This is a genomic window from Murdochiella massiliensis (assembly GCF_900059565.1).
GTDB lineage: Bacteria > Bacillota > Clostridia > Tissierellales > Peptoniphilaceae > Murdochiella > Murdochiella massiliensis.
In genome coordinates this window covers 256,006-270,874 of sequence record NZ_FIZW01000002.1, presented here as the reverse complement: position 1 = coordinate 270,874, position 14,869 = coordinate 256,006, and the positions used below count along the sequence as shown (strand labels likewise).

The window sequence follows — 14,869 nt, the reverse complement described above, 5'->3', positions numbered from 1 at the left end:
AAAGACGTTGACGAAAACGAGAGGAAAAACAATGACGCATCACGATTGCCAATGCACACACGATCACCATGGATGTGATGATCATGACCATAACGGCAGTGAAGACTGTTGTTGTCATGATCATGATCACCAAACAGAACATCACCACGGCCCGAATGGGGAATGCTGCGGACAGCATATCCACGAGGATTCGGAGAACGTCGAGAGCTATTTTCGATCCAAAAATACAAGAGTTGCCTTTATTGAATTAAAAGAACAGGCGCAATCGGCGCCATCATCGCTTCTGGGTGTTCCGTTGCCCATTCGTATGCGCGATTTTTTGGAAGGCATGGAAGAAACATTTGATCGGGAAATTCCCATGCGTGCCATTCTGAATGGCATGGTATGGATGATCGCCATTGATCCTACGTTTCGCTATACCTCCGTATATCGTGAATTTCTAAATACGTCCGTAAAGGATCCCGTCGGCTACGCGCTTCACTTGGGTATGGGACATGTCAACCAGGCCTATGCCCTGAAGGAGGAGAGGGAACAGCAGACGCTCACCGAGGAAAGCACTGTGCAATCGGATGAATGGGATAAAAAAGAAAGCGAAGAATGGGAAGCCGCGCTTCTCTCGTTTCGCGGTGCCCATCTGCTGAATCCTAACGAGCCGGTTGCTGCCGTGCAGTATGCCCGATTGCTTTGGCAGAGTGAGCCCAAACCAGCCTTTCTTGCCGAGGCCAATCATCTGTTGGAACAGGTGCTTGCCTACGATGAAGAACATGTCGGTGTCAATACGGCATTGGGCGAATTGCAGGAACATATGGGAAACTTTTTGAAGGCGACGGCCTATTATTCTCATGCGCTGGCACATTGCGAGCGCGAAACGATGAAAGAAGTATTGCGGCAAAGCATCACGCGCATTGCTCCTGATGCGGCGATGGAAAATGCTATCTACTATCTGCGCCGTGCCGACTATGATCGGGCAAGGGAAGCCTTGATGAAGGCAAAGGCAGAAAGCAAACGCTATGATGCGGACTATTACCTTGGTGTGGTGTATCAAAATACAGGAAATTTTGCGGCGGCCGAAGAAGCTTTCCGCACATCGATCGAAGAGGGAGGAAATTTGGAAGATATTTATAACGGCCTCGTTTATGCGTTGAATGCACAAAATAAAGTAGGCGAAGCGATTGCCGCCGCAACAGAAGGTTTGTCGTTGCATCCGGATGCACTTCGCCTGTTATTTAATCGTGCGGTACTCTATGCGGGTCAGAAGGAGATAGAGAAGGCACAGGAGGACATCGCAGAGATTCTTTCGTATGACGATCTCTCGGATGAATTGTTCAATGAAGTCATGCGCCTTCGTGAACAGCTTGCGGATTAATAACGAACCAACATTTCCGCCAACTCGTCGACATTTCCACATCCCGTCGTCAAGATGATGTCGCCTTCCGCAACCCGATCTTTCAGGTATGCACACACGTCGGCAAAGGTCTCCTGAAATACGGCGTTATCTCCATTTTCACAAATACGTTTCACCAGATGGTCGCCGGTTACTTCGCCGGTGTCAATTTCGCGTGCCACCTGAATGGCGGTGATGACCGATTCATCCGCATCACTGAAGGCTTTGGCAAAATCATTCATCAGCGTCTTGGTGCGGGAAATGGTATAGGGCTGGAAAACACACCAGAGTTTTTTCGTTTTATGTTCGGCAAGAGCATGTAGGGTTGCACGAATTTCCACCGGATGATGACCGTAATCGGTGAGTACACGCGCACCGCAGAAGTCGCCGACGTATTCCATGCGGCGATGCAGCGGACGGTATTCTTCAATTCCCTGCTTAATGATTTTCCGATCAACGTGTGTAACATCACACGCGATAATGGATGCGACGGCGTTATAAATGTTGAAGCGCCCGATAATCCCCAACTGATAGTGTTCGCTGGTGCCGTCCGGGAAATGCAGTGTGAACGCCGGATGTCCGACGGAATCGAACGTGACGTCAGTAACGTAGTAATCGGCTTCCGTATTGTTTATGCCATAGGTAATTGCGCGTCCCGTTACATGGGCGGGAAGGGTTTTTGAATGCGGATCATCCGCATTGATAATGGCGACACCGTCAGGCTGAATATTTTCCATATAACCTTCAAATGCATTAACTATATCATCCATGTCCTTGTAATAGTCGAGATGATCTTCGTCTAAATTGAGGACGATGGCAATCTGCGGATAATAATAGCGGATGTTGCCTTTGTATTCACAGGCTTCCGCCAGGAAAAACGGGCCGTCTCCGGAAAGTACATTTCCGCCGATGTCATCCAACGTTCCGCCCAACAGAATTGTGGGAGATTCATCCGTACGAATGAGAATATCCGAAATCATGGATGTGGTCGTAGATTTCCCGTGTGACCCGGAAACGGCGATGGAAGCGGGGAAATTTTGCATCAGGGCGCCCAAGAATTGTCCTCGTGTTACGCAGGGCTTGCGCGTAGCTATAGCCGCCTGTAGCTCCGGATTGGTCGGGAGAATGGCGTCGGTATAGACGAAAAATTCCTGATCGGTAATATTTTCCGCTTTTTGACCGATCGTTACGGGGATGCCAACAGATTGCAGATGGCGCACATATTTGTTATCGCGAATATCCGATCCGGTGACCGTGAACCCTTTATCATGAAGCAGCTCGGCAATGCCCGACATACTGACGCCGCCGATGCCAATGAAATGGACTTTTTTTATTTTTGTAGGCTGTAAAGTAAATTGAAACATTTCTCCTCCTCGCGCTTATTCAAGTCGGTATTATACCATAGAAGAGAGCGTTCGTCGGTTGGTTTCCGCGTCTGGTTTGTGTATAATAACTTTGATTTTACGATAATCCATAAGGAGAGAGTATGCCTTCACTTTTTATTCTGTCTTCCTCCTTTCTTAACGCGCATCGCGCGGAGGAAGAAGCACAAATGCGGATATTGGGTCATCCGATTCGCGAATTGATTATGCAAGCCGCTACAGGTCCGTCCTGGACGATTCTTCAGGACGGACTTGACACGTGTCGGGGAGATCTGCTTGTCGTTCATGAAGCCGCAGCGGGACTGGATGAGGAGATGTTGTATCGCTTCTACAGTGACGAACAACGTGTGTTGACAGATTATGACGGCCATCCGGCGGCGGTCAAGGTGAGCGAACAGGAACGGAAGCTGCTGCAGGATGCCTTTGCCGACGATTTTGATACCTTTTTTGAGGCTTGGATGGATGTCGCTAAGCCAGACGATGCGGATCCTGTTATCGATGAACTTTTCCTTGATATTCCGGTGGTCAATTCCTTTTTGACGTTGCAATTGGCGGAAAAACATTTGGCGCAGAAGATCTGTTATTGCTGGATGGAAAAAGGCGTGCGCATTGATGAACCCACTTTAACGCGCATTGCCCCTGAGGTCATTATCGGCAAAGGAACCTGGATTCGCGGTGCCGTACGCATCATGGGAAAAACCACAGTCGGTGAACATTGTCTGATCACGGAAGGATCGGAAATTACGGATTCGGCCATTGCCGATAATGTCACCATCCGTTCTTCCATAATTGAAGAATCCGTGATGGCTAAAGCTTCAAATATCGGTCCGTTCTCCCATTTACGTCCGCATGCCATCATCGGCGAGAATGTGCACATCGGTAATTTTGTCGAGGTTAAGAAAGCAAGCCTTGGCGAAGGAACAAAGGCGGGACATCTTGCCTATATCGGTGATGCGGAAGTGGGAAAGGACGTTAACATTTCCTGCGGGGTCATCTTCTGTAACTATGATGGAAAGAACAAGCACAAGGCCATCGTCGGTGACCACGTATTTATTGGTTCCAATGCCAATCTGGTTGCCCCGGTTGAGGTGGAAGACGAGAGCTTTATCGCCGCAGGCTCAACGATTACCAAAGCGGTCGATAAAGGGGCGTTAGCCGTGGAACGTGCGGAACAGCGAAATATTCCGGGCTATGTGGCTCGACGTAAAGAGAAGGGGTTGTTGTAAGGCTTTTTGCACGACATACCGTAACGAAAAAGATTCCGGACTTGCCGTGCAGACGATGCTCGTGGAAACGCGAAAAGGACAAAGGGGGATGTATGGAACGCGTGGGAATGAAGATTTTTTCGGGAAATGCCAATCTTCCGTTGGCGCAGGCGATTTGTCGGGAACTGGACATGCCGCTTGGCGACATGAAGGTAGGCCATTTTGCTGACGGCGAGATTAACGTCAAAATCAATGAGACGGTCCGTGGCTATGATGTTTTTCTGATTCAGCCGACGTCCGAGCCGGTGAATGACCATCTGATGGAAGCCCTCATTTGTGCTGATGCCTTTAAGCGCGCATCCGTCAGCCACATTAACCTTGTCCTGCCATATTACGGTTATGCCCGTCAGGACCGTAAAACCAGCGGCCGTGAGCCGATTACGGCGAAACTCGTAGCGGACCTGCTTGAGACGGCAGGCGTGGATCGTGTCATCACGGTTGATCTTCATGCCGGACAAATTCAGGGCTATTTCGATATTCCGGTAGATCATTTCCAGGGCGGTCGTCTTTTAGCCGATTATTTCCGTCCGCTGGTCAAGGATTCGCCGGACGACTGGATGGTGGTTTCTCCGGATCTGGGCGGTGTCACACGCGCACGCGCTTTTTCGCATCTGCTCGGCCTGCCCATCGCCATCATTGAAAAACACCGTCCTGAAGCTAACGTTTCGGAAGTAGTGGATATCATTGGCGATGTGGAAAACAAGAATTGCATCATCATTGACGACATCATTGATACCGCCGGAACGATTACCAATGCGGCCGACTTCCTGACCAAACGGGGAGCGAAGGATGTCTACATTACCGCTTCCCATGCTCTATTGTCCGGCAATGCTTCGGAAAAGATCCTGCGTTCCTCTGTAAAGAAATGTGTCGTCACCGATACGGTTAAGCTGGATGAAGAAAAGATGAACGAGAAGATTGAAATTGTTTCGATCGCGCCCTTGCTGGCGGAAGCCATTCGACGCGTCTACTCGTTTAAGTCCGTCAGCGGGTTGTTCAGCCGATGAGTACGAAGATTATTGTCGGCCTGGGAAATCCGGGTGCGCGTTATGAGGGGACACGCCATAACATCGGTTTTGCCGTGTTGGATCGTGTAGCACAAAAACTGGGGATTGCCGTGGACCGTTCGAAGTGGGATGCGTTAATCGGCGAAGGACGCTATGCCGGACAAAAACTGGTTTTGGTCAAACCGCAGACCTATATGAATCTTTCCGGAAAAGCGGTCAGACAGGTTGTCGACTTTTATCATGTCGAACCGGCAGATGTGCTGGTGCTCGTCGATGACATCGATATTCATCTGGGGACGGTGCGCATACGTGAAAAAGGATCGGCCGGAACACATAACGGGCTGCGATCTCTTGTTCAGGAACTGGGCAGCGATGCCTTTGCCCGAGTGAAGATTGCGACCGGTCATCGGCCGGCCTCGTGGGACCTTGCGGACTTTGTTCTGGCCCGCTTTGCGGAAGAAGATCAGAAGACGATTGACGAAGAAACCGAGGCGGCGGCACAGGCGGTTCTCGATATTCTGGATCATGACCTTCCCACCGCGATGAACACCTGGAACGGATGGCTTGCTCCTTCGATAAAAGAGCAAAGCGAAGAGAAGAAAGCACTTGAAGCGAAGCGGGATCAGGAACGCGAACGTCAAGATGCGTTTCGTAAAGGCGCCAAGCGTTGCGGAGATTGATGAGTAAGGTAGAAGATTTATTTTTAGCGGAGCCCCGTTTTTCCCGCCTTCTGCAGACGTTGCAGGCGGGAAAACGGCGTATCCATCTTCACGGTTTAGTGGGGGAAAGCACAGGACCCTTTGTCGCCTCCTTGGCGGAAAAACGAAGTTGTCCTGTTTTTGTCGTGTTTGAATCGGCGGTGAAGGCTCGTGCATTCACCGATGCACTGGTTTTATCCGGTGCGGATAATGCCGTGACGTATCCCGAAGAAGAGTGGCAATTTTTCAAGACGGATACCGTTGTTTCACCCGTTTCTCGTCAGCGCTTAGCCGTTTTACAGCGGCTGTATAACGGCGGAAATCTGATTGTTTCTACGACATTGACCGCCCTCAAGCGACGCGTCGTACCGCCGAGACGTTATGCACAGAGTGTTGTTTCGCTTACCGTGGAAAAGGAAGCGGAGCTTGATACGGTTGCGCAAAAACTTGTGTCTATGCGCTATGTGCGGACGACCTCTGTCGAACACGCCGGCGAGTTTTCCGTGCGCGGGGATATTCTGGATGTTTTCCCACCCTCGGCGAAGCAGCCATATCGCGTTGAATTTTTTGACACCACCATTGATCGTATTCATACGTTTTCCGTTGAAACACAACGAAGTGATGAAGCGGTGGAGAGCATTCTGCTCACGCCGGCTGAAAACCTGCTCTTTACCGATGCGGATTGTCAGGATGTGATCCAGCGGTTGAAGAAAGATATTTCCGAAGCGGAGCGCTTGGCTAAAAAAGAACGTCGTCAAGGGCATCTGGATAAATTTTACCGTCTTCTGGATACGCTTGAAACAGATAATCATGTTGACAATCCCGATCTGGCCGAAGCTTATCTTAACGACGATGCGCTGGCCGGATTAATGGATTATTTACCGGACAATGCGGTGGTGGTCTTTGATGATTTTTCGCGCATTATGGAGACCGAAAAACGCCGGGATGCGCTGGTGCTGGAGACGGTTACGACCTTAGCCGAACAGTCTGAATTGCTGCGTGAACATCTGCATCATCTCTTGCCTGCGGAGGAGATTGCAGAAAGTCTTTCGGCGTATGTCATGATCAATCTCACACAAATTTTGAAAAAATCGCGGTTTTTCACACCCGATGCTCTGTTGCAGATACGCACGAGAGAGTTGGAGAACTTTCATCATCGTTGGACGGACTTTGTGGCGTATTTACATTGGACGCAGAAACAGAAGAAAAAGGTCTTTCTTGCCTGCGGTGCGGCGGATAATGCCTTGGCTGAACGTTTAACCGCTTCTGATGTACAGTTTTCGCGCGAAACCGAAAAAAGTGATTCCCTGTCTCTCAAGGAGGGACAAATTCTTCTCAGCCGTCTGTCTTTACCGCACGGTTTTCAATTGGTGGACAGCAATGTACTGATTTTTTCGCGTACGGAAATCTTCGGTCAGGAAAAGAAACGGAAACCGGTTCATCGTCCGCGTCGAAAAAGCGATTTGCTCAACTACCAGGATTTAACACCAGGAGACTATGTCGTGCACGAACTCTATGGCATCGGAGAGTTTTTGGGTACGGAAACCATCGCGTATGACGGACTGGTCAAGGATTTTATTAAAATCAGCTACAAAGGTGCCGATGCGCTCTACGTACCTACCGACGAAATGGACCTGGTCACCAAATATATCGGAAGTGGCGGTCCAAAGCCGCGTATCTCTTCTTTGGGAGGCGGCGAATGGAAGCGCTCCAAAGAAAAAGCGAAAAAAGCGGTGGATGCGATCGCGGAAGATCTGTTGGCTCTCTATGCAAAACGAGCGAAAGTAAAGGGGCATGCCTTTGCACCGGATTCGCCTTGGCAACAGGAATTTGAAGAGTCGTTTTCTTATGAAGAGACGCCCTCTCAGCTTCGGGCAACCGAGGAAATCAAACAGGATATGGAACGGGACAAGCCCATGGATCGTCTGCTCTGCGGAGACGTCGGCTATGGCAAAACTGAGGTGGCATTGCGCGCAGCATTCAAGGCCGTTATGGATGGAAAACAGGTTGCCTTCCTGGCTCCTACCACGATTCTTGTGCAACAGCATTATCAGACCATGATGGATCGCTTTCTTTCTTTTCCGTTGCGCATTGAATTTCTTTCCCGCTTTAAAAGCGCGGAGAAGCAAAAAGAAGTCGTAAAAAGTCTCGGTCAGGGGAGTGTCGACATTGTTGTGGGAACGCATCGCCTGCTGTCCAAAGATGTGCATTTCAAGGATTTAGGCCTGCTGATCGTCGATGAAGAGCAACGTTTCGGCGTAAAGGACAAAGAGAAAATGAAGAAAATGAAGGAAAACGTGGATGTGTTGACGCTTTCCGCAACGCCCATTCCGCGAACTCTTCAACTTTCTTTGACGGGAATTCGCGATATGAGTCTTCTGGAGGAGCCGCCGGAAGAGCGCTATCCGACGATATCTTATGTGCTTGAGGCAGATCCTCTCGTTATTCGCGACGCCATTCGGCGTGAATTGGACCGCCATGGCCAGGTTTATGTTGTTCATAATCGCGTTCATGATATTCATTATGCCTATGAGCGTCTTCAGGCTCTTGTGCCGGAGGCACGTATTGCGGTGGCCCATGGCCAGATGAGCATACGTGAACTGGAAAATGTAATGGAGGGCTTTGTATCGGGGGAAGCCGATATTTTGCTTTCGACCACCATCATTGAAACGGGAATGGACATCGCCAACGTCAATACGCTCATCGTTGAGCGAGCCGATCGCATGGGCCTGTCCCAGCTCTATCAGTTGAAGGGACGCATCGGGCGCTCAGATAGACAAAGTTATGCCTATTTTACGTATGAACGCGATCACATGCTGTCGGAAATTTCGGAAAAACGCTTAAAAGCTATACGCGATTTCAGTGAGTTCGGTTCCGGTTATAAAATTGCCATGCGTGATCTGGAACTTCGCGGAGCGGGAAATCTTCTGGGAGAGAGCCAATCCGGCCATATCGAGTCCATCGGCTATGAGCTGTATGTGCGCATGTTGGAAGAAGCGGTAGCCCGCGTCAAAGGAGAAACGAAAAAGGTGCATTTGGATGACATTAACGTCGATGTTAAGGTCAGTGCCTACATTCCTGACAGCTACATCCCTCAAAGTTCCGACAAAATCATGATGTATCGTCAGATCGCTGCGATTGAAAATGAAGAAGATTACGGTAAAATTGTAGAGGAACTCATTGATCGCTTCGGTGACCCTCCGGAAAGCGTTGAAAATCTGCTCAACATCGCCCTGATTAAACGATGGGCGAGCGACTTGGGCTTTTCTCGTATTAAGGAGACGGAAGAAGCGGTCGAATTGCGTTATGAGCGTTTTGAACAATTTTCCGTGGAACAGCTCAAGGCGATTTCTGAAGGGTATAGCGGTCCGCTGACCTTCGACTTTCAGAAAGTGCCGCGTTTTAAGATCGCGGCAACGCCGAGAAAACTAAATGATACGAAACGACTACTGTCACTCATGACGCAGTTAAAAAACAAGGAGGAAAGTATTAATGAAAAGCAGTAAAAAAGTAGTGGCTCTGGCATTGGCAGGTATGTTGGCGTTGGCCGGCTGTGGTGCATCACAGGAGACCTTTGCCACCGTCAATGGAGAGAAAATCTCCAAGGCGAAGTACGATTCCCAGCTGGATCTCTATAAAAGCATGATCGCCGCGCAGTATCGTTTACCCATGACGATCCGCGAATCACTTATTTCTGAGCAGGTTATGTTGCAGGAACTGAAAAAGAACAAAATCGAATTGACCGACAAGGATTATGCCGTGGAGTACGATAAGGCCATTCAGGCATATGGTGGTGCGGCCAATTATAGCAACACCATTAAATCGCTCGGTATTACGGATGATCAGCTTAAGGACAGCCTCCGTTATGAGACCATTTCGCGTAAGCATAGAGAGTGGTTCAATCAGAATCACCAGCCTGCCGACGATGAGATCAAAACGTATTTTGAAAAGAATAAGGACGCGCTGATTACCGTAGAAGCTCGCCATATTTTGGTTAAGACGGAAGATGAAGCGAACAAGGTGAAAGAACGTCTGGATAAAGGCGAGAAATTTGAAGATGTCGCCAAAGAGGTCTCTCTGGATGCGCAATCCGCACAAAATGGCGGAAGTTTAGGATTGACCTCGCCCGACAAGTTTGTTCCCGAATTCAAGAAGGCTATTCTTGAACAGAAGGTGGGCGAAATCGGCGCTCCGGTAAAGAGCCAGTTCGGATTCCACATCATTCAGGTGAACAAGCGTAACGATACCGTTGAAGCGCTTCATGATCAGATTGTGGAAAAGATTAATGGAGATAAATACACGCAATATCTGCAGGAACAGATTGCGGCCGCCGATGTCAAAATTGAAGGCGAAAGCGAGTCATCCGCAGTGTCGGAAGCCGAATCGAAGAAAGGCTCGGAAGCAGATGCTTCCGCAGCGCCTGCAGAGAGCAGTGAAGCGACAAAAAATTAAGTTTGTTTCCGTTCCTATGGTAAGGAACAATCAAAATAGGGTATAAACCCATAACGTAGGCACGACAGAATACCCATCGGGAAGAAATAGGAGGAAACATGGCTACAAAAGTTGCGATTAACGGTTTTGGGCGTATCGGTCGTCTGGCGCTGCGCGAAATGCTGCGCAATGCACCGGAGTTGGAAGTGGTGGCAATTAACGATTTAACAGACAATGAAGATCTGCTTTATCTATTAAAGTATGACACGGCGCAAGGCGCTTTTCCGTACCACGTTGAGTTAAAGGGTGACAGCCTCATCGTTGAAGGACATGAGATTCGCTGCTATGCCGAAAAGAACGCAGCCGACTTGCCATGGAAAGAACTGGGTGTGGATTTTGTTCTTGAATGCACCGGCTTTTATACGTCAAAAGAAAAATCGCAAGCACACATTGACGCCGGTGCAAAGCGCGTTCTCATCTCCGCTCCGGCGAAGGGCGAAGGCGTTAAGATGATTGTCTACGGGGTTAACCACAAGAGCCTCGATGATGATGATCTCATTGTATCTGCGGCGTCCTGTACGACAAACTGCCTGGCACCGATGGTCAACGCATTAAACGAAGCCTTCGGGGTGGATCATTCCATTATGTCTACGATTCATGGTTACACCTCAACGCAGCGCTTACAGGATGCACCGGGCGGAAGAAAGAGTCGCGCAGGTGCCGCCAACACCATTCCGGCGACCACGGGCGCGGCGAAAGCCATCGGAAAAGTTATTCCGGAATTAAGCGGTCGTATCGACGGTAGTGCATTGCGCGTTCCGGTCATTACCGGTTCCATCGTTGAGCTCTACTCAGTATTAAATAAGAAGGTCACCGTTGAGGAAGTGAATGCAGCGATGAAAGAGCGTGATGCAGAATGGTTCCGCTACAATGAAGATGAGATTGTAAGCTCCGATATCATCGGCGTTCCGTGCCCCTCGATTTTCGATGCGACATTAACCAATGTTGTGGAAGGACCGGACGGAAAGCAGATCGTTAAGACCTGCTCGTGGTATGACAATGAAATGGGCTTTACCAGCAACATGGTGCGCACCCTCAAATACTTCGCGGAAGTCGCGAAATAACACAAAAAAGGCGAGGAGGGAACTCCTCGCCTTTTTTTTCGGCCAAATGGACTTTCCTTTCAACGAGAAGACGAAAGATAGAGAGGAAAGCGGAAGAAAGGACGTACAAGTATGCCCAAAAAGACAATTGACGATTATGATCTGAACGGAAAAAAAGTATTGGTGCGCGTAGATTTTAATGTTCCCCAAGCCAAAGACGGTTCCGGACGCATTACGGATGACAGCCGGATCGTTGCCGCACTGCCAACGATTGAGGCTTTGCTGAAAAAGAATGCAGCCGTTATTTTAATGAGTCATCTGGGACGCCCGAAGGGTGCAGACCCGGCGCTAACATTAAAGCCGGTAGCGAATCGCTTGGAAGAACTGTTGAACCAACCCGTATCGTTCTTCTCCTCGCCTGTTGTTGTTGATGACGAGGTGAAGAAAAATGTCTCCGAAATGAAAAGCGGAGAAGTCTGTTTATTGGAAAACACGCGTTACGTTGCAGGCGAATCCAAGAATGATCCGACGTTCGCCGCTGAGCTGGCCTCGTTAGCCGATGTATTCGTCAATGACGCATTTGCCACGTGCCACCGCGCACACAGCTCCAATGTCGGTGTTGCATCCCTGTTACCTTCCGCACTCGGCCTTCTTGTTCAAAAAGAAGTCGAGATCATGGGCGAAGCGCTCAGTGAGCCGGAACGTCCTTTTGTTGCGATTTTAGGTGGTGCGAAAGTATCCGATAAAATCGGTGTCATCGAAAATTTACTCAATAAGGTGGACACCATTCTCATCGGTGGCGGCATGGCCTATACCTTCCTCAAAGCGCTCGGCAAAGAGATTGGTACATCATTGTTGGAAGAGGATAAGATCGATTTAGCGAAAGAACTGCTTCGTCGTGCAGAAGAAAAGGGTGTACATGTCGAATTACCTGTGGATGGTGTGATCGCAGACGAAGTGAAATCCGGACAGACAACGGAAGTTGTTTCCGTCGATGCCATTCCGAAGGATAAAATGTCTCTGGACATCGGCCCGAAAACGACGCAGAACTATGTCAATATTATTGAAGCGGCAAAAACAGTCGTTTGGAACGGTCCGATGGGGGTCTTTGAACTTCCCGAATTTGCAGAAGGGACATTTGCTTTGGCTAAAGCGATGGCGAATTGTTCCGGTGTGACCATTATTGGTGGCGGAGACAGTGCTGCAGCAGTGGAACAGGCGGGACTAAAAGACAAGATGACGCATGTTTCTACCGGTGGCGGAGCCTCTCTTGAATTTTTAGAAGGCAAGACCCTTCCCGGGATTGCTGCCATTTCGGATCGGTAATAGGTTCGCAAAAGAAAAAAAGGAGGAGATTATGCGTAAGCCGCTCATTGCCGGCAACTGGAAGATGAACAAAACGCCGTATCAGGCGCAGATGCTGGTGCGCCAAATTGATTCCATCGAATTGGATGACGAAGTTGAAGCGTTGGTTTGTGTACCGGCAGTTGATCTTCAGGCAGTCAACGAAGTTATGGACGATACGCAACTGCACCTCGGTGCGCAGAATATGCACTATGAGGATCACGGTGCCTATACCGGTGAAATTTCCGCCGCCATGCTCAAAGATTTACAGGTGGAGTACGTCATTCTCGGTCATTCCGAGCGTCGTGAACTCTTTGGTGAATCGGATGCGTTGATTCAGAAAAAAGTCGACGCCGCCTTAGCGAAGGGACTTCTTCCCATTCTTTGCGTGGGGGAGACTCTGGAAGAGAGGGAAGCCGGAAAACAAGAGGAGAAGGTACAGGGACAATTGATGTCGGCCCTGCAGAATGTAAAACCGGATGACTTTAAAAAATTGGTGATTGCCTATGAACCGATTTGGGCGATCGGCACCGGGAAAACTGCATCCGATGCCGATGCGGAAGAAATGGCCGCCTTTATTCGTCGACAGATTGCGACAATGATTTCTCCCGCTGCAGCGGAGAATGTTCGCATTCTTTATGGCGGTTCAGTTAAGCCGGAGAACATTAAGAAGATTATGGAACAGGAAAACATCGACGGCGCACTTGTTGGCGGTGCAAGTTTGGAAGCACCAAGCTTCATCAGTTTAGTCAACTATCGCCTCGATTAACGAGTAACAACCAATAGAAAAGGAGAAGGTTATGTCACAAATCATTGATCTCTATGCCCGTCAGGTTTTGGATTCCCGCGGCAATCCGACAGTGGAAGTGGAAGTTACGACGGAACTTGGAGGTTTTGGTCGCGCGATTGTTCCGTCGGGAGCATCTACCGGTGCATTTGAAGCCGTAGAGCTTCGTGACGGGGAGAAGGCGTTCGGCGGCAAGGGCGTATTGAAAGCCGTTGATCATGTGAACAATGAGCTGGCGACTCTTCTTGAGGGATGGGAAGTCAGCGATCAGGTGGGCATTGATCACGCCATGATTGAAGCGGACGGCACGCCCAATAAGGCAAACTTCGGTGCGAATGCAATTCTGGGTGTTTCGCTGGCCTGCGCTCGTGCGGCGGCTGATGAATACGGGATGCCTCTTTACAATTATATCGGCGGTGTAAACGCCAAAACCTTGCCTGTACCGATGATGAATGTCATCAACGGCGGAAAACATGCGGATAACTCGGTTAACTTCCAGGAATTCATGATTATGCCGGTGGGTGCCGGTTCCTGGTCGGAAGCGCTGGAACAGTGTGCGGAAGTGTTCCACACGCTTAAAAGTGTGTTGACCAAAGACGGCCATCCGACCGCTGTAGGGGATGAGGGCGGCTTTGCGCCGAACTTCAAGAACGACGAAGAACCGTTGCAGTATTTGGTAAAAGCCATTGAAGCGGCAGGGTTCACGCCGGGAACAGACTTCATGATCGCGATGGATCCGGCTACGACTGAACTTTTTGAAGAAGCCAAAAAAATCGGTAAAGAAGGCTATTATTTCTGGAAAACCGATGAATTCAAAACAACCGATGAAATGATCGATCTCTGGGAAGAATGGATCGCGAAATATCCCATCATCTCTATCGAAGACGGCCTGGCGGAAGAAGATTGGGCGGGCTGGCAAAAGATGACCGAACGTATTGGGAATAAAGTCCAGTTGGTTGGCGATGACCTGTTCGTTACCAATACGGAGCGCTTGGCGAAAGGCATTTCCATGAACGTGGCCAATGCCATTCTAATTAAGGTCAATCAGATCGGTACGCTCACGGAAACGCTGGATGCCATCGAAATGGCAAAGCGCGCCGGTTATACGGCCATCGTCTCACATCGCTCCGGCGAAAGTGAAGATACGACGATCGCGGATCTGGTCGTGGCGACAAATGCCGGTCAGATTAAGACGGGAGCGCCAAGCCGCACGGATCGTGTCGCAAAGTACAATCAGCTTCTACGCATTGAGGATATGTTTGCCGATGAAGCTGTGTATCCGGGAATGGATGCCTTCTATAATCTTCCGGAACAGGAATAAGCGACGTTCTGCGATTTCCAATACGAAAGAATAATAAAACGAAGGACGGTGTCGAGATTTCGACACCGTCCTTCGTTTAGGCATTCGTTTTCATTCCATCTTCCTGCAGGAAATGGTAAAATAAGACAAGAAGGATAACGTTTTGCC

At 49.4% G+C, this 14,869-nt stretch carries 11 protein-coding genes; 10 read left to right on the top strand and 1 reads right to left on the bottom strand.

What is annotated here, in order from left to right:
- The first annotated feature begins 31 nt into the window (after positions 1-31).
- A complete protein-coding gene (locus BN3910_RS02885) occupies positions 32-1,366 on the top strand; it encodes a tetratricopeptide repeat protein (protein WP_066924141.1) in 1,335 nt (444 codons plus the stop codon).
- Here BN3910_RS02885 and murC read toward each other — a convergent pair.
- Positions 1,363-2,748 (bottom strand): UDP-N-acetylmuramate--L-alanine ligase, encoded by a 1,386-nt coding sequence (gene murC / locus BN3910_RS02880; protein ID WP_066924139.1) that lies wholly within the window; start codon positions 2,746-2,748, stop codon positions 1,363-1,365. The two genes, BN3910_RS02885 and murC, sit on opposite strands and share 4 nt — an antisense overlap.
- Positions 2,749-2,870: 122 nt before the next feature.
- On the opposite strand from murC, the gene BN3910_RS02875 reads away from it, so the two are divergent.
- From BN3910_RS02875 to eno, 9 genes are all read left to right on the top strand, one after another.
- Complete coding sequence (locus tag BN3910_RS02875) at positions 2,871-3,992, top strand: DapH/DapD/GlmU-related protein (RefSeq protein ID WP_066924136.1); 1,122 nt, start codon at positions 2,871-2,873, stop codon at positions 3,990-3,992.
- A gap of 92 nt (positions 3,993-4,084) precedes the next feature.
- Positions 4,085-5,038, top strand: a complete 954-nt coding sequence (locus BN3910_RS02870; protein WP_066924135.1) for a ribose-phosphate diphosphokinase — start codon at positions 4,085-4,087, stop codon at positions 5,036-5,038.
- Positions 5,035-5,718 (top strand): aminoacyl-tRNA hydrolase, encoded by a 684-nt coding sequence (pth, locus tag BN3910_RS02865; RefSeq protein WP_075967979.1) that lies wholly within the window; start codon positions 5,035-5,037, stop codon positions 5,716-5,718. Before BN3910_RS02870 ends, pth begins: the two co-directional genes overlap by 4 nt.
- The gene (gene mfd, locus BN3910_RS02860) at positions 5,718-9,242 is read left to right on the top strand and encodes a transcription-repair coupling factor (protein ID WP_066924132.1); all 3,525 of its coding nucleotides are present in this window, start codon (positions 5,718-5,720) and stop codon (positions 9,240-9,242) included. Before pth ends, mfd begins: the two co-directional genes overlap by 1 nt.
- Positions 9,229-10,188 (top strand): peptidylprolyl isomerase, encoded by a 960-nt coding sequence (locus BN3910_RS02855; protein WP_066924131.1) that lies wholly within the window; start codon positions 9,229-9,231, stop codon positions 10,186-10,188. Before mfd ends, BN3910_RS02855 begins: the two co-directional genes overlap by 14 nt.
- A 98-nt stretch (positions 10,189-10,286) precedes the next feature.
- The gene (gap, locus tag BN3910_RS02850; protein WP_066924128.1) at positions 10,287-11,291 is read left to right on the top strand and encodes a type I glyceraldehyde-3-phosphate dehydrogenase; all 1,005 of its coding nucleotides are present in this window, start codon (positions 10,287-10,289) and stop codon (positions 11,289-11,291) included.
- A gap of 111 nt (positions 11,292-11,402) precedes the next feature.
- Entirely contained in the window at positions 11,403-12,596 is a 1,194-nt protein-coding gene (locus tag BN3910_RS02845; protein ID WP_066924126.1) for a phosphoglycerate kinase, read from the top strand.
- Positions 12,597-12,627: 31 nt separating this feature from the next.
- Complete coding sequence (gene tpiA / locus BN3910_RS02840; RefSeq protein ID WP_066924124.1) at positions 12,628-13,383, top strand: triose-phosphate isomerase; 756 nt, start codon at positions 12,628-12,630, stop codon at positions 13,381-13,383.
- 31 nt (positions 13,384-13,414) lie between these two features.
- Positions 13,415-14,722 carry a phosphopyruvate hydratase gene (gene eno, locus BN3910_RS02835; protein ID WP_066924122.1) on the top strand — a complete coding sequence of 436 codons (1,308 nt, stop codon included), beginning with the start codon at positions 13,415-13,417 and terminating at the stop codon, positions 14,720-14,722.
- The last annotated feature ends 147 nt before the right edge of the window (positions 14,723-14,869 follow it).

Bases quoted from the DNA above. Each gene is read 5' to 3' on its own strand.
- BN3910_RS02885 (WP_066924141.1), top strand. From the start codon at position 32: ATGACGCATCACGATTGCCAATGCACACACGATCACCATGGATGTGAT.
- murC (WP_066924139.1), bottom strand. From the start codon at position 2,748: ATGTTTCAATTTACTTTACAGCCTACAAAAATAAAAAAAGTCCATTTC.
- BN3910_RS02875 (WP_066924136.1), top strand. From the start codon at position 2,871: ATGCCTTCACTTTTTATTCTGTCTTCCTCCTTTCTTAACGCGCATCGC.
- BN3910_RS02870 (WP_066924135.1), top strand. From the start codon at position 4,085: ATGGAACGCGTGGGAATGAAGATTTTTTCGGGAAATGCCAATCTTCCG.
- pth (WP_075967979.1), top strand. From the start codon at position 5,035: ATGAGTACGAAGATTATTGTCGGCCTGGGAAATCCGGGTGCGCGTTAT.
- mfd (WP_066924132.1), top strand. From the start codon at position 5,718: ATGAGTAAGGTAGAAGATTTATTTTTAGCGGAGCCCCGTTTTTCCCGC.
- BN3910_RS02855 (WP_066924131.1), top strand. From the start codon at position 9,229: ATGAAAAGCAGTAAAAAAGTAGTGGCTCTGGCATTGGCAGGTATGTTG.
- gap (WP_066924128.1), top strand. From the start codon at position 10,287: ATGGCTACAAAAGTTGCGATTAACGGTTTTGGGCGTATCGGTCGTCTG.
- BN3910_RS02845 (WP_066924126.1), top strand. From the start codon at position 11,403: ATGCCCAAAAAGACAATTGACGATTATGATCTGAACGGAAAAAAAGTA.
- tpiA (WP_066924124.1), top strand. From the start codon at position 12,628: ATGCGTAAGCCGCTCATTGCCGGCAACTGGAAGATGAACAAAACGCCG.
- eno (WP_066924122.1), top strand. From the start codon at position 13,415: ATGTCACAAATCATTGATCTCTATGCCCGTCAGGTTTTGGATTCCCGC.